The 19,793-nt window shown below is 68.2% G+C and carries 22 protein-coding genes; 5 read left to right on the forward strand and 17 right to left on the reverse strand.

All coding sequences use genetic code 11. From position 1 onward, the window contains the following. Positions 1-5: 5 nt before the first annotated feature. Together LYSHEL_RS04620 and LYSHEL_RS04625 are read right to left on the reverse strand one after the other, a co-directional pair. Entirely contained in the window at positions 6-584 is a 579-nt protein-coding gene (locus tag LYSHEL_RS04620; protein ID WP_213436153.1) for an anthranilate synthase component II, read from the reverse strand. A gap of 58 nt (positions 585-642) precedes the next feature. Further along, on the reverse strand, positions 643-1,641 hold the full coding sequence (locus tag LYSHEL_RS04625; RefSeq protein WP_213436155.1) for an LLM class flavin-dependent oxidoreductase: 999 nt from the start codon (positions 1,639-1,641) through the stop codon (positions 643-645). 125 nt (positions 1,642-1,766) lie between these two features. On the opposite strand from LYSHEL_RS04625, the gene LYSHEL_RS04630 reads away from it, so the two are divergent. Then, positions 1,767-3,095: a choice-of-anchor Q domain-containing protein gene (locus tag LYSHEL_RS04630; protein ID WP_213436157.1), complete on the forward strand. Its 1,329-nt coding sequence runs from the start codon at positions 1,767-1,769 to the stop codon at positions 3,093-3,095. Between the two features lie 6 nt (positions 3,096-3,101). On the opposite strand, the gene LYSHEL_RS04635 is transcribed toward LYSHEL_RS04630, so the two are convergent. From LYSHEL_RS04635 to LYSHEL_RS04665, 7 genes are all read right to left on the reverse strand, one after another. Then, positions 3,102-3,764, reverse strand: a complete 663-nt coding sequence (locus LYSHEL_RS04635; protein WP_213436159.1) for an SDR family oxidoreductase — start codon at positions 3,762-3,764, stop codon at positions 3,102-3,104. 25 nt (positions 3,765-3,789) lie between these two features. After that, positions 3,790-4,371 (reverse strand): response regulator, encoded by a 582-nt coding sequence (locus LYSHEL_RS04640; RefSeq protein WP_213436161.1) that lies wholly within the window; start codon positions 4,369-4,371, stop codon positions 3,790-3,792. A gap of 103 nt (positions 4,372-4,474) precedes the next feature. Next, a complete protein-coding gene (locus tag LYSHEL_RS04645) occupies positions 4,475-5,206 on the reverse strand; it encodes an oxygen-binding di-iron domain-containing protein (protein ID WP_213436162.1) in 732 nt (243 codons plus the stop codon). Between the two features lie 95 nt (positions 5,207-5,301). Continuing rightward, on the reverse strand, positions 5,302-5,691 hold the full coding sequence (locus tag LYSHEL_RS04650) for a VOC family protein (protein ID WP_213436164.1): 390 nt from the start codon (positions 5,689-5,691) through the stop codon (positions 5,302-5,304). Next, the gene (trpE, locus tag LYSHEL_RS04655; protein WP_213436166.1) at positions 5,691-7,181 is read right to left on the reverse strand and encodes an anthranilate synthase component I; all 1,491 of its coding nucleotides are present in this window, start codon (positions 7,179-7,181) and stop codon (positions 5,691-5,693) included. Before trpE ends, LYSHEL_RS04650 begins: the two co-directional genes overlap by 1 nt. 151 nt (positions 7,182-7,332) lie before the next feature. Next, entirely contained in the window at positions 7,333-8,004 is a 672-nt protein-coding gene (gene rpe, locus LYSHEL_RS04660; RefSeq protein ID WP_213436168.1) for a ribulose-phosphate 3-epimerase, read from the reverse strand. Positions 8,005-8,022: 18 nt separating this feature from the next. Continuing rightward, a complete protein-coding gene (locus LYSHEL_RS04665) occupies positions 8,023-8,355 on the reverse strand; it encodes a J domain-containing protein (protein WP_213436170.1) in 333 nt (110 codons plus the stop codon). Between the two features lie 95 nt (positions 8,356-8,450). On the opposite strand from LYSHEL_RS04665, the gene LYSHEL_RS04670 reads away from it, so the two are divergent. From LYSHEL_RS04670 to LYSHEL_RS04680, 3 genes are read left to right on the forward strand one after another with little or no spacing between them, the layout of a single operon-like run. Beyond that, positions 8,451-9,362, forward strand: coding sequence for a phosphoribosylaminoimidazolesuccinocarboxamide synthase (locus LYSHEL_RS04670; protein WP_213437591.1), 912 nt, complete (start codon positions 8,451-8,453; stop codon positions 9,360-9,362). 10 nt (positions 9,363-9,372) lie between these two features. Continuing rightward, positions 9,373-9,870, forward strand: a complete 498-nt coding sequence (locus LYSHEL_RS04675; RefSeq protein WP_213436172.1) for an Mpo1 family 2-hydroxy fatty acid dioxygenase — start codon at positions 9,373-9,375, stop codon at positions 9,868-9,870. Next, entirely contained in the window at positions 9,867-10,781 is a 915-nt protein-coding gene (locus tag LYSHEL_RS04680) for a DMT family transporter (RefSeq protein ID WP_213436174.1), read from the forward strand. Before LYSHEL_RS04675 ends, LYSHEL_RS04680 begins: the two co-directional genes overlap by 4 nt. Positions 10,782-10,785: 4 nt before the next feature. On the opposite strand, the gene LYSHEL_RS04685 is transcribed toward LYSHEL_RS04680, so the two are convergent. The 7 genes from LYSHEL_RS04685 to hppD form a co-directional block, all read right to left on the reverse strand. After that, positions 10,786-11,154 carry a DUF5329 family protein gene (locus LYSHEL_RS04685; RefSeq protein WP_213436176.1) on the reverse strand — a complete coding sequence of 123 codons (369 nt, stop codon included), beginning with the start codon at positions 11,152-11,154 and terminating at the stop codon, positions 10,786-10,788. Further along, positions 11,151-12,029: an NAD-dependent epimerase/dehydratase family protein gene (locus LYSHEL_RS04690; RefSeq protein ID WP_213436178.1), complete on the reverse strand. Its 879-nt coding sequence runs from the start codon at positions 12,027-12,029 to the stop codon at positions 11,151-11,153. Before LYSHEL_RS04690 ends, LYSHEL_RS04685 begins: the two co-directional genes overlap by 4 nt. Then, complete coding sequence (gene nhaA / locus LYSHEL_RS04695) at positions 12,029-13,213, reverse strand: Na+/H+ antiporter NhaA (protein WP_213436180.1); 1,185 nt, start codon at positions 13,211-13,213, stop codon at positions 12,029-12,031. Before nhaA ends, LYSHEL_RS04690 begins: the two co-directional genes overlap by 1 nt. Before the next feature lie 41 nt (positions 13,214-13,254). Further along, the gene (locus LYSHEL_RS04700) at positions 13,255-14,211 is read right to left on the reverse strand and encodes a sodium:calcium antiporter (protein ID WP_213436182.1); all 957 of its coding nucleotides are present in this window, start codon (positions 14,209-14,211) and stop codon (positions 13,255-13,257) included. Between the two features lie 93 nt (positions 14,212-14,304). Further along, positions 14,305-14,985, reverse strand: coding sequence for a hypothetical protein (locus LYSHEL_RS04705; RefSeq protein ID WP_213436184.1), 681 nt, complete (start codon positions 14,983-14,985; stop codon positions 14,305-14,307). A 68-nt stretch (positions 14,986-15,053) separates the two neighbouring features. Continuing rightward, positions 15,054-16,349 (reverse strand): homogentisate 1,2-dioxygenase, encoded by a 1,296-nt coding sequence (gene hmgA, locus LYSHEL_RS04710; protein WP_213436186.1) that lies wholly within the window; start codon positions 16,347-16,349, stop codon positions 15,054-15,056. A 59-nt stretch (positions 16,350-16,408) separates the two neighbouring features. Then, entirely contained in the window at positions 16,409-17,476 is a 1,068-nt protein-coding gene (hppD, locus tag LYSHEL_RS04715; RefSeq protein ID WP_213437593.1) for a 4-hydroxyphenylpyruvate dioxygenase, read from the reverse strand. Between the two features lie 102 nt (positions 17,477-17,578). On the opposite strand from hppD, the gene LYSHEL_RS04720 reads away from it, so the two are divergent. Then, the gene (locus LYSHEL_RS04720) at positions 17,579-18,064 is read left to right on the forward strand and encodes a MarR family winged helix-turn-helix transcriptional regulator (protein WP_213436188.1); all 486 of its coding nucleotides are present in this window, start codon (positions 17,579-17,581) and stop codon (positions 18,062-18,064) included. 90 nt (positions 18,065-18,154) lie between these two features. Here the strand turns inward: LYSHEL_RS04720 and LYSHEL_RS04725 are convergent, their stop codons facing one another. Then, a complete protein-coding gene (locus LYSHEL_RS04725; protein WP_213436190.1) occupies positions 18,155-19,663 on the reverse strand; it encodes a peptide MFS transporter in 1,509 nt (502 codons plus the stop codon). Positions 19,664-19,793 lie beyond the last annotated feature (130 nt).

Raw genomic sequence — 19,793 nt, forward strand, 5'->3', positions numbered from 1 at the left:
GCGGGTCAGCCTTCCAGGAAATTCTTCAGCAGCGCGTGGCCGTGCTCGGTGAGGATCGATTCCGGGTGGAACTGCACGCCTTCCACCGGATGCGCCTTGTGGCGCAGGCCCATGATCTCGTCGATCGAGCCGTCATCGTTTTCGGTCCACGCCGTCACTTCGAGGCAGTCGGGCAGCGTGTCCTGCGCGACGACGAGCGAGTGGTAGCGCGTGGCCTCGTAGCCATCCGGCAAGCCGGCGAACACGCCCTTCCCCGCATGCCGGATGCGCGAGGTCTTGCCGTGCATGATCGTCTTCGCGCGCACGACGTCACCGCCGTAGGCCTGCCCGAGGCTCTGGTGCCCCAGGCACACGCCGAACACCGGGATGCGCGGACCGAGTTCGCGGATGACGTCCAGCGACACGCCCGCCTGGTCCGGCGTGCCCGGGCCGGGCGAAATCATGATTCGCTCCGGCGCCAGCGCCGCGATCTCCGCCACCGTCATCGCGTCGTTGCGCACCACGCGCACTTCCGCCCCCAACGTCTGCAGGTACTGCACGAGGTTGAAGGTGAAGCTGTCGTAGTTGTCGATCATCAACAGCACGGCGGGACCTGGGCTGCACGGCGGGCCCCACAGGATACCCGCAGCAGCCCCGCGCGCCCTACGGGGTGCGCCACGCCTCCATGGCCAGGCGGAACGAGCGCACGCGCGCAGCGTGGTCGAACACGTTGGCGGTCAGCAGCAGCTCGTCGGGCTGGTGACGTTCGACGAACGCGCGCATGCCCTCGCGCACCGTCCCGGGCGCGCCGATCACGCGGCACGCGAGCGCCGCGTCCGCGCCCGCCCGTTCCTGCGGCGTGCACAGCGCGTCCAGCGCTTCGGCGCTCGCCAGCGGCGGCGGCACCAGCCCCGGCCGTCCACGCCGCAGGTTGATGAACGCCTGCTGCTGCGTGGTGAACAGGCGCGCGGCCTCCGCGTCCGTGTCGGCGGCCACCACGTTCAACGCCAGCATCACGTGCGGCCGCGCAAGGCGCGCCGAGGGCCGGAAGTGCGCGCGGTAATGCGCGAGCGCCTGCGTGAGCGCATCGGGTGCGAAGTGCGATGCAAATGCGTACGGCAAGCCGAGCGCCGCGGCGAGGTTGGCGCCGAACAGGCTGGAGCCGAGGATCCAGGCTTCCACCGCGATGCCTGCGCCCGGCACCGCCTGCACCGCCTGGCCCGGTTGCACGGGTTCGAAGTAGCGCAGCAGTTCCACCACGTCGGCGGGGAAATCGTCCGCGCTCGCGTAATAGCGCCGCAACGCTTTCGCGGCCGGCTGGTCGGTGCCGGGTGCACGGCCCAGGCCCAGGTCGATGCGCTGCGGATACAGCGATGCGAGCGTGCCGAACTGCTCGGCCACCTGCAGCGGTGCGTGGTTGGGCAGCATGATCCCGCCCGCGCCGACGCGGATCGTCGTGGTGTGCCCGGCGACGTGGCCGATGAGGATCGACGTCGCCGCGCTGGCGATGCCGGGCATGTTGTGGTGCTCGGCCAGCCAGTAGCGCGCGTAGCCGAAACGTTCTGCATTGCGCGCGAGGTCGACCGCATTGGCGAACGCATCGGCGGGGACATGCCCCTGCGTGACGGGCGCGAGGTCGAGGACGGACAAGGGGAGGCTCATCGATACAGCGTACTCCGCCGTTTCTTCGCGCGATGTGCATGGCCTGCGACGCGCACCGTGCGCGTTGGGTCACATCACAGGGGCCCGGGCGCGCGTGCGCCCTTTGTTTTCAAGGAGAAAACTGAATGCACATCGCTTCCGCGAACTTGCGCCATCCGCGCATCGGCATGCTCGCAGCGACGCTGGCACTCGCAGGCATGGCTGCCCATCCCACGCCCGCGCGCGCCGCGAACATCCCCGTCACCAACTGCAACGACAGCGGTGGCGGCAGCCTCCGTGCGGCGGTGGCGATCGCGGCCAACGGCGACGTGATCGACATGCGCGGCCTGCGGTGCTGGCGCATCGTGCTGACCAGCGGCCACATCGCCGTGCCGCAAGCCAACCTTGCGTTCGCGGGGCCCGGTGCCGGCAAGCTGACCATCGATGGCGGACAACACTTCTCGATCTTCCGCCACACCGGCGCCGGCGGCATCGCCGTCAACGATCTCACGCTGCAGCGCGGGTTCTACCAGAGCAGCGTCGCGGCGTTCGGCGGCTGCATCCATTCCACCGGCGCGGTGCACCTGAATCGCTCGCGCGTGCGCTGGTGCGCCGTGCGCGCGACGGGATTCGCGCGGGCGTTCGGCGCCGGCATCTATGCCGTCGACCGCGTCGAGCTGGACCACAGTGGAGTGACCGGCAACACCGGCTTCGACGTCGGCGCATTCGGGCAGCCGGAGGGCGGCGGGATCTACGTGCTGGGGCGGTTGAACGCGGTCCACAGCCGCATCAGCAGCAACCACGCAAGCCGTGCCGGCGGTGCGTGGGTCGGCAACGGGCTGATGACGCGCGACACGACCATCTCCGACAACGACGGCGGCGCACTGGAAGCCAGCGGCGAGGCGGTGATCGCCACCACCACGATTTCCGGCAACAAGAACGCGTGGTGGATCGTGACCCTCGACGGCATCTTCGACGACGTCCCGCTGGCGATCCTCGAAAGCACCATCTCCGGCAACCGCAGCGTCTACGACACCGTCAACCTCTCGCGCGGGGTGCGCACCATCTTCAACTCCACCGTCGCCTACAACCGGCATGCTGGCGGATGCCTCAACTCCACCGTGTTCACCGGCAGCGGCGAGACGGAGATCGAGTCGAGCATCTTCGCGAAGAACACCTGCGCCGGCGCGCCCTACCGCGACATCGGCGGCTTCGGTGATCCGGGCGACCGCTTGATCGGTGCGCACAACCTGATCATGTCGACCAACCTGCCTGCGCCGCTCGACACGCTGACGGCGGATCCGCTGCTGGCACCGCTCACCGACAACGGCGGTCCCACGTGGACGCAGGCGCTGCGCAGCGGCAGTCCCGCGATCTCCGCGGGCGCCAATCCCGGCGGGTTCACCTACGACCAGCGGGGCCCGGGGTTCCCGCGCACGGTCGGTGCGACGGACATCGGCGCGTTCGAACGCTGACCGCGACTACCAGGGCAGCGACGTGCCGTTCGCGTGCTGGAAGGTCCCCGTCTGCGCGGGGACCAACGCATCGATCCGCGCGATCAGTTGCGTCGCTGCCTGCTCCGGCGTGACATCGCCGCTCCCGCCGACCATCTCGGTGGCGACGTAGCCCGGGTGCAGCAGCACGACGGAAATCCCGCGCGGCGCCAGGTCGACGGAGAGCGATTTCCCGATCGCGTTCAACGCGGCCTTCGACGCGCGGTAGCCGTAGTAGCCGCCCGACGTGTTGTCTTCCATCGAGCCCATGCGGCTGGTGATCAGCGCGACCTTGCCGCCGTCGGCGAGGCGATCGCGCAACGCGTGCACGACCAGCAGCGGGCCGAGCGTGTTGACTTCGATCTGGCGGCGGAACGCGTCGACCGCGAGGGTCGACAGTGAATCGCGTTCGAGGATGCCGGCGTTGAGGACGAGCAGGTCCAGGCGCACGTCACGCAACTTGGTTGCGAGTGCAGCCACGGCCGCTTCGTCGGTGACATCGATGCCGGCTTCCACGCGCGCGCCCGTTGCATCGAGGGCATCGCTCGACGTGCGGCACACCGCGATCACGTCGTCGCCGCGCGCGGTGAACTGCCGTGCCAATGCGAGGCCGATGCCGCGGTTCGCGCCGGTGATGAGGGTGGTGGCCATGGCGCGCAGCGTCCTCCCGCGATCGTCAACGCGTTGTCAGGGCGTCGCCGTCCCGGCGCGCCGGGCGCGCGGGATCGACGAGGTCTTCGAGGCTTTGTTCCAGGGCATCGAGCTGGCGCGACATGCCTTCCACCGCCTCGGGATCCACCCGGTGAAGCGCGGCGTCGCGCTGGAGGACCTGCAACACCCCTCGCGTCGCGGCGAGGGCATCACGGAACGCCTGCGCGATCACCCGCAGCGTCGGCGCGGCGCGCGGTTCGCGCGCGCCCGAAAGCCGCGAGACCAGGCCGACCAGCGCTTCGTGCTGCAAGGGCTTGGTGACATGCGCATCGAATCCCGCCTGCAGCGAGCGCGCGCGATCGTCGTCCTGCCCGTAACCGGTGATGGCGATGATCGCGGGCGCGTCGCCCTGCAGCACCCGCACGCGGCGACAGACTTCCCAGCCATCCATCCCCGGCATGCCGATATCCAGGAACAGCAGGTCAGGGCTGAGCCGCTTCGCAATGGCGAGCGCCTCCAGGCCATCGGACGCGCAATGCACCTCGAACCCCATCGACGCCAGCAGCACGGACAGCGTGAGCGTGATATCGCTGTTGTCGTCGGCCACGAGCACGCGCCGCGCACGGGGCGCAGCGCTGGCGGGGATATCGTCGGGAAGGCGCATTCGGCAACCTCTGCGGGGCGCGTGGCGCCGGTCTCGTTCGAATCGATCAGCTGGCCAGTTCGCCAGCCAGTGCGCGCAACAACGCAGCCCCATCCCCGCGCCACGCGCTGCCGTGCATGCAGGCGAGCGTCGTCGGATTGGTGCGGGCGAGTTTTTCCAGCAGCGCGCCGGCGTCGCGGCTGTGCGCGTAGTAGTCCATCACGTGGCGGAACGCTTCGCTCGGACCGAGGATGTCGGCTTCGGTGAGCGGTGTCGTGCCGGGGCCCGGTTGCGTGAACAAGTCGCCGCACAACAAGGTGCCGGTGCGCTCTTCCATCATGAACCCGCACTCCCAGCCGTGCGGGAGGTGCGGCGCGTCGAACCAGCGCATCGTGTGCGTGCCGAGCGAAATGGTTTCGCCGTCGGCGAGCGCACGCGGTGCGCGATCGGCCAGGTCGCCGATCGACACCATCGCCGCAACGGTCCCGCACAACGGCGCCGCCTGCGGTGCCGCTTCGAGCCAATGGTTGAGCGCGCCGCATTCGTCGGCTTCCACGTGCGAGAACGCGATGTGGCGCAGCCGCGTCACCGGCATCACGGTCGCGACGGCGTCGCGTACGAGCGGGAACAACTGGCGCAGCCCGGCGTGGAAGAGCAGCGGTTCGTCGTCGTCGATGAGGTACTGGTTGAACGAGAACGCCCCCGCATCACCCGGCAAGGTCACGGGCGTGTTGATGCGATAGATGCGGTCGGCGATTTCGTGGATGTTGGTGCCGGAATCGGTGTTGGTGATGGGCATGGGAGGTCCCGGGCAGGGATGACGGCAGGCGCGCGCCGCGCCTGTCCATGCATACGCGGTCGCGGCGCCGGAGCGGCCGACGCCGTCCGCAATCCTCACGCGGGCTGGATCAGGTCCCAACGATTCCCGTACAGGTCCTCGAACACCGCGACCTTGCCGTACGGTTCGACGCGCGGCTCGCCCAGGAAACGCACGCCACGGGCACGGTAGCCGTCGAAGTCGCGCTGGAAGTCGTCGGTGTGCAGGAACAGGAACACGCGGCCGCCGGTCTGGTCGCCGACACGCGTGCGCTGCGCATCGTTGGCGGCCCGTGCGAGCAACAGATGCGCGCCATCCTGTCCCGGCGCCACCACCACCCAGCGTTTGTGCTCCGCCGGCATGTCGCGATCCTCGACCAGCGTGAAGCCAAGCACGCGCGTGTAGTAATCGATCGCTTCGTCGTAATCGCGGACCACCAGCGCGACGGTGACGAGCGCCCGCCGCATCACAACCCCTTCGCCGCTTCCGCCACCGCGCGGAACAACGCGCGACCCTTGTTCATCGTCTCGTCCCATTCCTTCGCCGGATCGGAGTCGTAGACGATGCCGGCACCGGCCTGCACGTGCAGGCGGCCGTCCTGGATGACGGCGGTGCGGATGGCGATGGCGGTGTCGGCGTCGCCGTTCCAGCCGATGTAGCCCACGGCGCCGGAATACACGTTGCGCTTGACGGGTTCGAGGTCGCGGATCACTTCCAGCGCACGCACTTTCGGCGCGCCGCTCACGGTGCCGGCGGGGAACGTCGCGCGCAGGACGTCGGCGTAACTCAGTCCGTCCTGCAGCGTGCCGGTGACTTCGCTGACGATGTGCATGACGTGGCTGTAGCGTTCGATGATGAAACGCTCGCCCACTTCGACCGTGCCGGGTTGCGCGACACGACCGACGTCGTTGCGGCCGAGGTCGATCAGCATCAGATGTTCGGCGCGTTCCTTCGGATCGGCGAGCAGTTCGGCCTCGAGCGCGAGGTCTTCTTCGTGCGTCTTGCCGCGCGGCCGCGTGCCGGCGATCGGGCGCACGGTGATCTGCCCGCCCTGCTGGCGCACCAGGATCTCCGGCGACGAACCCACCACCTGCGTGCCGCCGACGTCGAGGAAATACATGTAGGGCGACGGATTCAGCGCGCGCAACGCGCGATACACGTCGACGGGCCGCGCCTGGAACGGCACGGACAAGCGCTGCGACAACACGACCTGGAAGATGTCGCCCGCGCGGATCAATTCCTTGCACTGCTCCACCGCATCGATGAAGCCTTCGCGCGTGAAGCCGGACACGAAGTGGCTTTCGTCGAGCGCGGCCGGCACCAGCGTTTCCGGATAACCGGCGCCGGCGTGGCGCAGGCGATGCGCCAATGCATCGAGGCGACGCTGCGCGCGCGCCCATGCCTGCGGTTCGCGCGGGTCGGCGTGCACGATCAGGTACAGGCGGCCTTTGAGGTTATCGAAGACCGCCACCTCTTCGCTCAACATCAGCAGGATGTCGGGCGTGCCGAGTTCATCGGGCTTGCCGGAACTCGCGGCAAGCTTCGGTTCGATGTACTGCACGCACTCGAACCCGAACCAGCCGACGAGCCCGCCGGTGAACCCGGGCAGCCCTTCGACGACGGGCACGCGATGCTCCGACCGCAGGCGTTCGACTTCCGCGAAGGGATCCTCGACCTCGCGGATCTCCGCGAGCTCCCCGTGCTCGGTGACGTACAACGTGCGCCCCGCGAACGCATACACGCGCCGCGCGGGCAAGCCGATGATCGAGTAGCGGCCGAAGCGTTCGCCGCCTTCCACCGATTCGAACAGGTAGGTATGCGGCCCGTCGGCGAGCTTGAGGTACACCGACAGCGGCGTGTCGAGGTCGGACAACACCTCGCGCACCACGGGGATGCGGGTGTACCCGGCTTCGGCATAGGCCTGGAATTGTTCGAGGGTGATCGTGTCGTGCGGCATGGGGCCAGTGTGCTGCGCTGCGGCAGCGATTGTCACGCAGGCGTCACCGTTGCCCCGGAAAATCGAAGGCCATCGCAGGGAAGACGGACGGAAGCGGGATTGCTTCCAAAAAGGCCGGCATCGAAAGGTGTCGGCCTTTGCTTTTGCGGCGTCAGCGGACCGCGGCCACCGCGTCCTTCATGCGGCGCACCACGTCGGCGTAGTCCGGCTGGCTGAAGATGGCCGAGCCCGCGACGAAGGTATCGGCGCCGGCCGAGGCGATCTCGGCGATGTTCTCCGGCTTCACGCCCCCGTCGATTTCCAGGCGGATCGCCTTGCCCGAGCGGTCGATGCGCTCGCGCACGCGGCGCAGCTTGTCGAGCGCCGAGGGAATGAAGGCCTGCCCGCCGAAGCCCGGGTTGACCGACATCAGCAGCACCATGTCGAGGTCGTCGAGCACGTAGTCGAGCACTTCGATCGGCGTGGCCGGGTTGAGCACCAGGCCGGCCTGGCAGCCGTTGGCCTTGATCAGCTGCACGGTGCGGTGCACGTGGCGACTGGCTTCGGGATGGAAGGAGATCATCGTGGCGCCGGCCTTCGCGAAGTCGGGCACCAGGCGATCGACCGGTTCCACCATCAGGTGCACGTCGATCGGCGCGGTCACGCCGTGCTTGCGCAGGGCTTCGCACACCAGCGGGCCGATCGTGAGGTTGGGCACGTAGTGGTTGTCCATCACGTCGAAGTGCACCCAGTCGGCGCCGGCCTTCAGCACGTTGTCCACTTCCTCGCCGAGGCGGGCGAAGTTGGCCGAGAGGATCGAAGGGGCGATGACGGTGGGCTGCATGGACGGGATCCTGGTGGGTCAGCGGCGCTTGCGCAGCGCCTGGATGCGGTCGTAGGCGCCGTTGATCTCGCGCGCACGGGCCTCGGCCTGGCGCTGCAGTTCGGTGGCGGCGCCGGCGAGGCGGTCGGGGTGGTACTGCGAGATCAGGCGGCGGTAGGCGAGGTCGATTTCCGCATCCGTGGCCTCGTCGGTCAGGCCGAGCACGCGGTAGGGGTTGTCCCTCGGGCTCTTGAACCAGTCCTGGTCCAGCGCATGCCCGAGCAGCAGCCCGATCATCAGCCCGAGCAGCGGGTTGCCGCGCATCAGGGCGGCGCCGGCGAAGGCGCCCAGCAATTTTCCGTACCAGCGCATGGCGCGCAGTCTACTGGTTCGTGCCCGGCGCCGGCCGCCGCGCGGGCGGGCCGGCGTACACTACGGCGCCCTGCGTCCCCGGTGGCTGCGTGGCGATGTCCGGCGAATCGACTCGACCCTCTCTGCTCCAGGCCGACCTGCCCGGCCTCGTGCTGCGGCACCGCGGCAAGGTCCGCGATGTCTTCGACCTGCCCGGCGACCGCCTGCTCATCGTCGCGACCGACCGGCTTTCCGCGTTCGACGTGGTGCTGCCCGATCCGATTCCCGGCAAGGGCGAGATGCTCTGCCAGATCAGCAACTTCTGGTTCGACCGCACGCGCGCGCTGATGCCGAATCATTTGACGGGCGTCGACGTCGCGAGCGTATTGCCCGAAGGCGTGGATGCATCGTTGTATGCCAAACGCGCGGTGGTGACGAAGAAGCTCAAGCCCGTGCCGGTCGAAGCGATCGCGCGCGGTTACCTGATCGGCAGCGGCTGGAAGGATTACCAGCGCACCGGACGCGTCAGCGGCATCACGCTGCCGCACGGCCTGCAGCAGGCCGAGCAACTGCCGCAGCCGATCTTCACGCCGTCGACCAAGGCGGCCGTCGGCGACCACGACGAGAACATCGACTTCGACACGATGGTGAAGACCGTCGGCGCCGATCTCGCCGAACAGGTGCGCGACGCAACGCTGCGCCTGTATGCGCATGCGCGCGAATACGCGGCGCAGCGCGGCATCATCCTCGCCGACACCAAGTTCGAATTCGGCACCGACGCCGACGGACGCCTGTACGTGATGGACGAGATGCTCACGCCCGACTCGTCGCGTTACTGGCCCGCCGACGAATACCGCGTGGGCATCAGCCCGCCGAGCTACGACAAGCAGTTCGTGCGCGATTACCTGGAGCAGGTGGGCTGGGACAAGACGCCGCCCGGCCCCAAGCTGCCGGCCGAAGTGATCGAACGCACGCGCGCCAAATACGCCGAGGCGCTGCAGCGCCTTGCCGGTCTTTCGGTCGACTGAAGGAATCGCGATGGATACGCCCGCCAACGCGCACGGCACCACCCGCGACATCGATCGCTGGTTCGCCAGCTATTCCGACGACCACCGCAATCCGGTCAACCAGCGCATCCACGTGATCGCGGTGCCGGCGATCCTGTGGAGCGTGATCGCGTTGCTGTGGTGCGTGCCGGTGCCGGAAAACGGCTGGTTCAAGCCGGGGATCGTCGCGGCGTTCGCGATGTTCGGGGCGTTGAGCTATTACCTGCGCGCGTCGCGGCGCCTGGCGCTCGGGATGTTCGTCGTGTTCGCGGCGATGGGCTGGCTCACGCATTGGCTGTATTCCACGATCGGGGCGCGCGCGTTGCTGGGCCTGGCGATCGCCGTGTTCGTGGTGGCGTGGATCGCGCAGTTCATCGGGCACAAGATCGAAGGCCGCAAGCCGAGTTTCCTCACCGACCTGACCTACCTGCTGATCGGTCCGGCATGGGTGGTGGCGAAGGGCTACCGCAAGCTCGGACTGACGTGGTGACACCCGCCACGCGCGGCGGCGGATTGCGCGGTCGCGACCTGCTCCTCGTCCTCGTCATCAACCTGGCGTGGGCCGGCAACTTCCTGACCTCCGCCTTCGCGCTGCGCGAGATCCCGCCGTTCCTGTTCGTCGCCGTGCGGCTGACGATCCTGCTGAGCGCGCTCGCGTGGTTCGTGCGCAAGCCCGCGCCCGGGCAGTGGCCGTTGCTGATCGCGGTGGCGCTGTTCAACGGCGTGCTGCATTTCGGATTGAGTTTCTGGGCGCTGCACCTGGCAGGCGACCTGTCGTCGCCCGCGATCCTGATGCAGAGCTACGTGCCGATGGCGGCGTTGCTGGCGTGGTGGTGGCTGGGCGAACGCTTCGGCTGGCGCACGGGGCTGGCGATCGCGGTGAGTTTCGCCGGCGTGCTGGTGCTGGGGTTCGATCCGATCGTGCTGGACCAACCGATGTCGCTGGTGCTGATGCTGGTGTCGGCCTTGTTCCTCGCGATCGGCACCGTGCTGATGCGGCAGCTCACCGGCCTGAACATGGTGAGCCAGCAAGGCTGGACCGCGATCATCGGCGTGCTGCCGTTGCTGGCGTTGAGCGCGATCTTCGAGCCCGGCAGCTTCCAGGCGTTGCGCGAGGCGAGCTGGATCGGCTGGAGCGGCGCGTTGTATTCCGCCGTGTTCGCATCGTTGTTCGGGCACGGCTTGTACTACGTGCTCGTGCAGCGGCATCCCGTGGCGCAGGTGACGCCGTGGTTGTTGCTCACGCCGGTGCTGGCCGTCGTGCTGGGGTTGCTGTTCTGGGGCGACCGGCCCGGGCCGCGCCTGTGGATCGGCGGCGCGATGGTGCTGGGCGGCGTGTTGCTGATCGCGCTGCGTGCGATGGCCAAGCTGCGGCCGCTGCCGACCGCGGAAGAATGCTGAGGCGCTAGCGGCCTGCGCGAAGGTCGCGCAACAAGCCCTTGAGCCAAACCGCGCTATCCATCTCGCGTCCATCGGCCAGGCGCACGCGATAAACCTTGCCGGACATCGACGACTTGGTGCCGAGCTCCGCGATGAACTGCTCCGGCGTCGTGATCTTCCCGTTCGCCGCGCCGAGCTTGCGACGCAGGTGCTTGGCCGCGTCCTGCGCGGTGTATTCGCTGCCGTTGCGGATGAAGGCGACGCCGCGCGCGGCGGCGACGCGCTGGATCAGGGCGTCGATTTCCTGCGCGGGCGTGCGCGCCGGTGCGGCGAACGCAACGGTCGTGGCAAGGGCGAGGAAGGCGGCGACGAAACGACGGCGGACAAGGTTCATGCGTCGAAGTCTGCCCCATGCGCCCTGAACATGGCAGCCGTCGGCCGGAAGCGACGCGGGGCATACCCGAAGTCCTTTGCCGCGGGCGCCGGATCGAACACGAGATCGGTGCGCATCCGCGCGACCGCCGCGTCACCGAATCCACCGACCTTCCCGAGCGCGCGTGCGCCCAGCAATGCGGCCGTGAACACGAGGCCAGGCACTTCGTACAAGCGCGGTGGCGGATGCAGCGTCATCAGCACGCGCTCCACCATGTCGCGATACGCGATGCGTTCACCGCCGGGCAGCGCGTAGGCCTTGCCGAAACTGGCGGGCGCATCGCAGCAATCGAACGCCGCGTCGGCCAGGTCGCACACGTGCACGGGCTGGCGCAGGCCGTTCGCGTTGCGCGGGAGCACGAAGCGCCGCCAGCGATGCGCGAGCGTGGCGATGCGGGTGAGCGTGTGGTCGCGGCCGGCGCCGTAGACCAGCGTGGGGCGCAGCAACGTGGCATTCGCGCCCACGGCGGCCGCGCGTTCGAAGACCTGGGTCTCGCCCTTGCGCAAGCGTTCGGCCACCGCGCGTTCGGCGGGATCGGCGGAGCCGCGCTTCACGTCGACGCTGGTGGACCCGAACGCGACCACGCGCGGGCAGTCGATGTTCGCCTGCGCATACCACTGCGCGAACAGGTCCAGCGGCCCGCAACTGAAGATCGCGTCCACGTCGCGTGGTGCATCAGCCAGCGTAGGCAATTCGCCTTGCAGCCATTGGATGCCGGGACGATCGAGCACGTTGCCCCGCGTGACCGCCGTGATGCGCCAGCCGGCCTCGTGCAGGCGATCCAGCAACGGCGCGCCGATTTGCCCCGTGCCGCCGAAGACGAGGGCGTGGCGCATCAGCCTGCGTTCCGCGCCGGCAGCACGATGCGCAGCCAGGCCAGGCCCGCAAGCGCCGACAGCACCGAGGCGACGAAGATGCCGAGCACCGCTTCGTCGTAACGCACCGCGTCGTGGTACGCGAGCGACGCGATGAACAGGCTCATCGTGAAGCCGATGCCGCACAACATGCCGAGGCCGAGCATCGCGCGCGCATCCACGCCCTGCGGGAAGCGCGCCCAGCCCAGCGCGCGCATCAGGAACGCCGCGCCGAGGATGCCGATCGGCTTGCCGACCACCAGGCCGAGCGCGATGCCCAGCGGCAACGCAGCGAACGCATGCGCCGGCGCCATGCCACCCAGCGGCAGGCCCGCGTTGGCGAAGGCGAACAACGGCACGATCGCGAACGCGACCCACGGGTGCAGCGCGTGTTCCAGCGTTTCGAGCGGCGAGTGTTCCACCTCGTCGTCGATCGCGTTCCGCTTGTCGACGTGCGGGATCATCAGCCCGGTCGCGACGCCGGCGAGCGTGGCATGCACGCCCGACTTCAGCACGCACACCCACAGCACCAGGCCGAGCAGCAGGTACGGCGCCAGGTGCTTCACGCCGCGGCGGTTGAGCATCCACATCGCGAACAAGGCGACGGCCGCGGCGCCGAGCGCATGCAACGACAGGCCCTGCGAATAGAAGAGCGCGATGATCAGGATCGCGATGAGGTCATCGACCACCGCGATCGTCGACAGCAGCAGCTTCATCCCCACCGGCACGCGCGAGCCGAGCAGCGCGAGCACGCCGAGCGCGAACGCGATGTCCGTCGCGGTCGGCACCGCCCAGCCGCGCATCGCCGACGCATCGTCGTGGTTGAGCGCGGTGAACAGCAGCGCCGGCACCAGCACGCCCGCGGCGGCGCACACCAGCGGCAGCACGAGTTGTTCGCGGCCGGCGAGTTGCCCGCTCAAGGCTTCGCGCTTGATCTCCAGCGCGACCAGCAGGAAGAACACCGCCATCAGGCCGTCGTTGATCCAGTGGTGCACGGGATCGACGACCGCGTGGTACAGCCCTTCGAGCGGCGAGTTGACGAGGACCAGCGCCAGCACCGCGGCCAGGATCAGCACGATCCCGCCGGCCGCTTCCAGCCGGAAGAATTCGACGAGGGCGCGTTGCGCGCGCGTCAGGACTCCGGGCGCTTTCGAGGGCGTGGGCATGCGCGGAGTCTAGCGGCCGTCGCGGGCGCGCGTGGTGCCCGTCAGTGCGCGCCGGAGACGAGCACGAACACCAGCCACGCGAGGTACGCGACGACGAGGATCGCGCCTTCGCCCTTGCCGATGCGCAGGTCGCCGCGCAGCATCGGATACAGCGCCACCGCGAACGCGATCGCCGCCGGCACTTCGAAGTGCACGAACGACGACGGCAGCGGCAATGCGCGGAAGCTCGCCATGCCGCCCAGCACCAGCGTGAGGTTGAGCAGGCTAGAGCCGATGACATGGCCCACGACCACGTCGCCCTGCCCGCGTCGCGCGGCCAGCACGGCCGCCGCGATTTCCGGCAACGCGGTGCCGATGGCGACGGGCACGAGACCCGTCAGCATCGGTCCCATGCCGAGCGTGGCGCCGACTTGCGGCGCGGCATGCACGATCCACTTCGCGCCGAAGAACAACACGATGGAGGCAATGACGAATCGCGCGATGTTGAGGCCCAGTCCGCCGCGCGTCGTCGCGTATTCGCTCAGCACGGTGCGCACTTCTTCCTGCGCCACGCGCGAACGCGCGAGTGCGAACGCGAACACCGCGATGAAGGCCGCGACCAGCACGAGGCCATCGATGCGCGAGAGCACGCCATCCCAGCCCAGTCCGACCACCGCGATGCCGAGCACGATGAAGCACACCAGCAGCGGCGACAGCGCGCGCCAGCGCACGACCAGCGGCGCGGCGAGCGCGGCCAGGCCGAGGGTCAGTCCGAAATTCACGAGGTTGCTGCCCACCGCGTTGCCGAGGGCGAGCGACTGGCTGCCGACCCACGCGGCGCGCGCGTTGACGACGAGTTCGGGCACCGAGGTGGCGAAGGCAACGAGCACCAGGCCCGTGACGAACGGCGAAAGCTTGTAGTGCGCCGCGAGGCCCGACGCGCCCTTGATGACGGAATCGCCACCGAGCATCAGGAACACCAGGCCGAGCAGGAACATTCCCCAGACTTCGAACAGCATGGCCGCTCCTCCGTTCGCGTGCGCCGGCCGGAGTCTAACCCGGCCGGCGCGCGCGCCCTCCCCGCATCGGGGCGGCTGGAGCGGTTCAACCGATCAGGAGCAACCTTCCACGTAGTCCACCTGCGGCGGCACGCCGAGGCGCCACGCGGTGACCTTGCCGGTGGCATCGGTCTCGAACACCGCGATGCCGGGGCCGCCGTCGGGATCCGTCGCGCGCAGGTTCATCGCGCCCTCGACGTACTTGTGCTTCTGCTCGGCGACGCCCTTGTACAGATCGTGGATCTGCGCGGTGGTCATGCCGACGCGACCGCCGCCCGGCGCGGTGATGTCGGGCACGCGCACGTCCAGGCGCGAGAAGTGGCCGCCTTCGACCATGAAGGCGAACCGGAAGCCGCCTTCGCTGCGCGGCGTCGGGAAGAGGTAGTAGCAGCCGTTCGGTTCCGACGGTGCGCCGTCGAGGTCCTTGCCCCAGGCCTGGCGCACCTGCTCTTCGCTCGCGCCCCAATGCGCGGGGCCGAAGCCGGCGAAGGTGATCGCGCCTTCGGCCGGACGCGGGCCGGTGTCGGTCATCGTGGTGGTTGCCGGTGCGGGCATCGCGGTCGTCGACGGTGCAGGCGCGACGGTCGCGGCCGGCGGCATCGCCATCGTGGCGGGCGCGGCGACGGTGGCGGGCGACGGGGTGGTGTCGGCGGGCGTTGCATCGCGGCCCGTGCAGGCGGTGGCGGCGATCGTGATCGCGAAAGCCAGGGCGGTCGGGCGCAGGTAGGCGCGCATGCAGTGTCCTCTCGTGATGGTGCGCGCAGCCTAGACCACGCGCGTCAACGCAATGACAACGCCCTGCTTCAGGGCGCCTTGAACTGCTTCTTCAATCCCGCCCAGCAATCCTGGTAGTTGCGCTGGCGATGCGCGGCGTCCATCGCCTGCGCGGTCGGCCGGATCACCGCGCGCGTTTCGAACATGAAAGCCATCGTGTCCTTGATGACGTCGGGCTTGGCGAGGTCGGCGGCGGACGCTTTCTCGAACGTCGCCGCGTCGGGCCCATGCCCGCTCATGCAGTTGTGCAGCGATGCGCCGCCGGGCGCGAAGCCTTCGGCCTTCGCGTCGTACACGCCGTGCACCAGTCCCATGAATTCGCTCGCCACGTTGCGGTGGAACCACGGCGGGCGGAACGTGTCCTGCGCGACGAGCCAGCGCGGCGGGAACACGACGAAGTCGAGGTTCGCGGTGCCGGGCGTGTCGCTGGGCGAGGTGAGCACGGTGAAGATCGACGGATCGGGATGGTCGAAGCTGATGGAACCGATCGCGTTGAAGCGGCGCAGGTCGTACTTCACCGGCGCGTAGTTGCCGTGCCAGGCGACGACGTCGAGCGGCGAATGGCCGATCGCTGCGCGCCACAGGTGGCCTTGGAATTTCGCGATGAGCTCGAAATCGCCTTCGCGCTCCTCGAACGCCGCGTTGGGCGCGAGGAAATCGCGCGCGTTCGCCAGGCCGTTGCTGCCGATGGGGCCGAGGTCGGGCAGGCGCAGCAGCGCGCCGAAGTTCTCGCAGACGTAGCCGCGCGACGCGCCATCGGGCAATGCGACGCGGAAGCGGATGCCGCGCGGGACGATCGCGACTTCCTGCGGTTCGACTTCCAGCACGCCGAGTTCGGTTTCGATGCGCAGCCGGCCCTGTTGCGGGACGAACAACATCTCCGCGTCGGCGTCGTAGAAGAAACGGTCCTGCATGTCGCGGTTGGCGGCGTACAGGTGGATGCCGACGCCGTGCTGCGCGGCGGGCGAACCATTGCCCGCCATCGTGAAGAGGCCCTCGATGAAATCGGTGGGCGCTTCGGGAATCGGCAGCGGACTCCAGCGCAGCTGGTCCGGCGTGACCGGGCCGTTGTCGAATTCGTTGTGCAAATGCGGCTGGTCGAAGCGCGCGAACGTGCCGTGCATCGCCGCGGGGCGGATGCGATACAGCCAGCTGCGACGGTTCTCGCGGCGCGGCGCGGTGAACGCGGTGCCGCTGATCTGCTCCGCGTAGAGGCCGTGGGCGACGCGTTGGGGAGAATTGCGGCCGACGGGAAGCGCGCCTGCGACGGCTTCGGTGGCGTATTCGTTGGCGAAGCCGGATTGGTAGCCGGTGGATGTGATCAAAAGCTTCCCCTCCCTGGCCCTCCCCACTGCGTGGGGAGGGGATTCTTGGAATTCGTCGCTTACAGGACGCCGCGACGCATCTGGTCGCGTTCGATGCTCTCGAACAGCGCCTGGAAGTTGCCTTCGCCGAAGCCTTCGTTGCCCTTGCGCTGGATGATCTCGAAGAAGATCGGGCCGATCGCGTTCTGGGTGAAGATCTGCAGCAGCTTGCGCTGCTTGGTCTCGGCGTCGGCGTCGATCAGGATCTTGTTGCGCGCCAGGCGCGCGACGTCTTCGCCGTGGTTCGGCACGCGCTGGTCGATCACGTCGAAATACGTGTCCGGCGTGTCGAGGAACTCGATGCCTTCGGCGCGCATCGCTTCCACCGTCGAATAGATGTCGTCGGTGAAGCACGCGATGTGCTGGATGCCCTCGCCCTTGTAGGCGTCGAGGTATTCGTTGATCTGCGACTTCGGATCGCTGGATTCGTTGAGCGGAATGCGCACGATGCCGTCCGGCGCGGTCATCGCCTTCGACACCAGGCCCGTCTTGCTGCCCTTGATGTCGAAGTAGCGGATCTCGCGGAAGTTGAACAGGCGCTCGTAGTAATCCGACCACTTCTGCATGTTGCCGAAGTAGAGATTGTGCGTGAGGTGGTCGATGAACGTCAGGCCGAAGCCCTTCGGATTTTGATCCGCGCCCTGCACCGGCAGGAAGTCGTCGTACATGCTGCCCTTGTCGCCGTACTTGTCGACCAGGTACAGCATGCAATCGCCGATGCCCTTGACCACGGGCGCGTCGACCGCCTTCGTGTCCGGCTTGTGCGAGATCGCTTCGCCGCCGTTGCCGAGGACGGTCTTGCAGACTTCATCGGCCGGCTTGCGGAAGCGGATCGCGAACCCGCAGGCGCTCGGGCCGTGCGCGGCGGCGAAGTCGGCGGCGAAGGAATCGGGCTCTTCGTTGACCAGGAAATTGACGCCGCCCTGGCGATACACGGTCAGCGCGCGCGTCTTGTGGCGCAGCACGGCGGTGAAGCCCATGCGGCGGAAATAGTCGTGCAGCAGGTCGCCCTGGCCTTGCGGGGCCGCGAATTCGACGAACTCGAAGCCATCGATCCCCATCGGGTTCTCGAAGGTGGTGACCTGCATGCCGAGGTTGGGTTGGGCGCTCATGGCATTCTTCCGGGGGACAAGGGGGCAGGAGGCGCATCCTACACCTCCATAGTTTCAGCTGAAACCATACCCCGGGGGATGTTCGTGAATACGCCCGACCCGCACGCCGACCACGACCACGCGGAGCTCGACCTGGACCGCTTCCTGCCCTACCGGCTGAGCGTGCTGTCCAACCGCATCAGCCAGGCGATCGCGCGGCTGTACCAGGCGCGCTTCGGGTTCGGCATCACCGAGTGGCGCGTGATCGCGGTGCTGGGGCGGTATCCCGCGTTGTCGGCGAACACCGTCGCCGAGCGCACCGCGATGGACAAGGTGGCCGTGAGCCGCGCGGTCGCGCATTTGCTGGAACGCGGATTGCTGACGCGCGAGATGCATGGCGACGATCGCCGGCGTTCGGTGCTCACGTTGTCGGAAGCCGGCTACCAGATCTACGACGAGATCGTGCCGCTGGCGCTGGGGCGCGAACGCAAGTTGCTTGCGACGCTGGATGCGGACGAACGCGCGCAACTGGAGCGCATCCTCGACAAGCTCGCCAACACCGGATTGCCCGCGATGCTGGAATGAAAAAAGGCGGCCCGGAGGCCGCCTTTTTTTGGATCCCCGCCTACGCGGGGATGACGCAGTGGCTAGCCGCGCTTTGCGCGGGCCACTGCGTCACTTCACGCCGTGCATCAGCTTCTGGATCAACGGCGCGATCAGGAACAGGCCCACGCCGCCGACCATCAGGATGATGAAGCCCTGCGTGTAACCCGAGTACGCCGAGGCCACGGTCATGCCGGTCTCGCCGCTGACGTGGCTGGCGAAGATGCCCGACAGGTTGTTGCCGATGCCCGTCGACAGGAACCATCCGCCCATCGCGAAGCCCACGAGCTTCAGCGGCGCCAGCTTGGTGGTCATCGACAGGCCGATCGGCGACAGGCACAGCTCGCCGATGGACTGGATCACGTAGACCATGAAGAGCGTCCAGAACGGGATCTTGCCGGCCGCATCCACCATGCCCGACAGCGCGCCCATCAGCAGCAGGAACGCCAGGCCATTGAAGATGATGCCCAGGCCGAACTTGCGCGGGATCGACGGATTGCGCGTGCCCATCTTCACCCACGTCCACGCCAGGATCGGCGCGAACACGATGATCGCCAGCGAGTTGACCGACTGGAACCAGCCCACCGGGAACACGTGGCCGAACATGTCGCGGTCCACGATCTTCTCGGCGAGGAAGTTGAACGAGCTGCCCGCCTGTTCGAAGAAGCACCAGAACAGCACGTTGAACAGGAAGATCAGCAGCATCGCGATCGCGCGGTCGCGTTGCACCGGGCCTTCGCGCACGCCTTCGATCAGGATCATCACGCACAGCACGACGAACATCGCGCTGAGCACGTACTGCAGCGTGCCGGCGTCGATGCTGAGCAGGAAGAAGATCACCGGGATCGCGACGATCGCCGCGGCCAGCACGTAGAGCACCTTGCGCTTGCCGGCGGCGCCTTCTTCCGGCGGGCGGCCGATGCCTTCGAGCTGGCGGCGGCCGAACCAGAACCACACCAGGCTGATCAGCATGCCGACGCCCGACACCATGAAGACGATCTTGTAGGTCGGCATCGTGGGCGTGCCGCCCATCATGTGCTCGGCCATCCAGCCCGTCAGCAGCGGCGCGACCATCGCGCCCAGGTTGATGCCCATGTAGAAGAGCGTGAACCCGGAATCGCGGCGCTGGTCGGTCGGCGTGTACAGCTTGCCCACCATCGTCGAGATGTTCGGCTTGAACAGGCCGTTGCCCGCGATCACCGTCGCCAGGCCCAGGCGGAAGACCGTCTCGTCGGGGTAGGCGATCATGAACAGGCCCGCCGCCATCACCACCGCGCCGAGCAGGATGGATCGCTGGTACCCGAGGATCTTGTCGGCGACGTAGCCGCCGAAGATCGCCGCGGCGTACACCAGCGCCAGGTACGCACCGTAGATGCGGCTGGCGGGCGCTTCGCCCTCGCCGCCGCCGGCGTAGAAGGCCTGCACGATGTACAGCGTCAGCGCCCAGCGGATGCCGTAGAACGCGAAGCGCTCCCAGAACTCCGTCATGAAGAGCATCCACAACGGCCGGGGATGCCCCATGACCTGTCGGAATTCCGGAATGGACGCGCTCGCGCCCTCTGTCGTCGCCGCTGTATTCATGCGGTGGCCCCTGTTTGGTTCGAAGGTAGTGCGTGCCGGGATGGCAGGCGATCCGGCCGAGCATCACCGGCCGGCGCGTGCGCCGTCAAACCCCCATCCGTGATGGTGCAGCGCAGCAGTTTCCTTAATA

Source organism: Lysobacter helvus (assembly GCF_018406645.1).
In the GTDB taxonomy this organism is placed as follows: Bacteria; Pseudomonadota; Gammaproteobacteria; order Xanthomonadales; family Xanthomonadaceae; genus Noviluteimonas; species Noviluteimonas caseinilytica.

Bases quoted from the DNA above. Each gene is read 5' to 3' on its own strand.
- LYSHEL_RS04625 (WP_213436155.1), bottom strand. From the start codon at position 1,641: ATGAGCCTCCCCTTGTCCGTCCTCGACCTCGCGCCCGTCACGCAGGGG.
- LYSHEL_RS04630 (WP_213436157.1), top strand. From the start codon at position 1,767: ATGCACATCGCTTCCGCGAACTTGCGCCATCCGCGCATCGGCATGCTC.
- LYSHEL_RS04635 (WP_213436159.1), bottom strand. From the start codon at position 3,764: ATGGCCACCACCCTCATCACCGGCGCGAACCGCGGCATCGGCCTCGCA.
- LYSHEL_RS04645 (WP_213436162.1), bottom strand. From the start codon at position 5,206: ATGCCCATCACCAACACCGATTCCGGCACCAACATCCACGAAATCGCC.
- LYSHEL_RS04650 (WP_213436164.1), bottom strand. From the start codon at position 5,691: ATGCGGCGGGCGCTCGTCACCGTCGCGCTGGTGGTCCGCGATTACGAC.
- trpE (WP_213436166.1), bottom strand. From the start codon at position 7,181: ATGCCGCACGACACGATCACCCTCGAACAATTCCAGGCCTATGCCGAA.
- rpe (WP_213436168.1), bottom strand. From the start codon at position 8,004: ATGCAGCCCACCGTCATCGCCCCTTCGATCCTCTCGGCCAACTTCGCC.
- LYSHEL_RS04665 (WP_213436170.1), bottom strand. From the start codon at position 8,355: ATGCGCTGGTACGGAAAATTGCTGGGCGCCTTCGCCGGCGCCGCCCTG.
- LYSHEL_RS04670 (WP_213437591.1), top strand. From the start codon at position 8,451: ATGTCCGGCGAATCGACTCGACCCTCTCTGCTCCAGGCCGACCTGCCC.
- LYSHEL_RS04675 (WP_213436172.1), top strand. From the start codon at position 9,373: ATGGATACGCCCGCCAACGCGCACGGCACCACCCGCGACATCGATCGC.
- LYSHEL_RS04685 (WP_213436176.1), bottom strand. From the start codon at position 11,154: ATGAACCTTGTCCGCCGTCGTTTCGTCGCCGCCTTCCTCGCCCTTGCC.
- LYSHEL_RS04690 (WP_213436178.1), bottom strand. From the start codon at position 12,029: ATGCGCCACGCCCTCGTCTTCGGCGGCACGGGGCAAATCGGCGCGCCG.
- nhaA (WP_213436180.1), bottom strand. From the start codon at position 13,213: ATGCCCACGCCCTCGAAAGCGCCCGGAGTCCTGACGCGCGCGCAACGC.
- LYSHEL_RS04700 (WP_213436182.1), bottom strand. From the start codon at position 14,211: ATGCTGTTCGAAGTCTGGGGAATGTTCCTGCTCGGCCTGGTGTTCCTG.
- LYSHEL_RS04705 (WP_213436184.1), bottom strand. From the start codon at position 14,985: ATGCGCGCCTACCTGCGCCCGACCGCCCTGGCTTTCGCGATCACGATC.
- hppD (WP_213437593.1), bottom strand. From the start codon at position 17,476: ATGCAGGTCACCACCTTCGAGAACCCGATGGGGATCGATGGCTTCGAG.
- LYSHEL_RS04720 (WP_213436188.1), top strand. From the start codon at position 17,579: ATGTTCGTGAATACGCCCGACCCGCACGCCGACCACGACCACGCGGAG.
- LYSHEL_RS04725 (WP_213436190.1), bottom strand. From the start codon at position 19,663: ATGAATACAGCGGCGACGACAGAGGGCGCGAGCGCGTCCATTCCGGAA.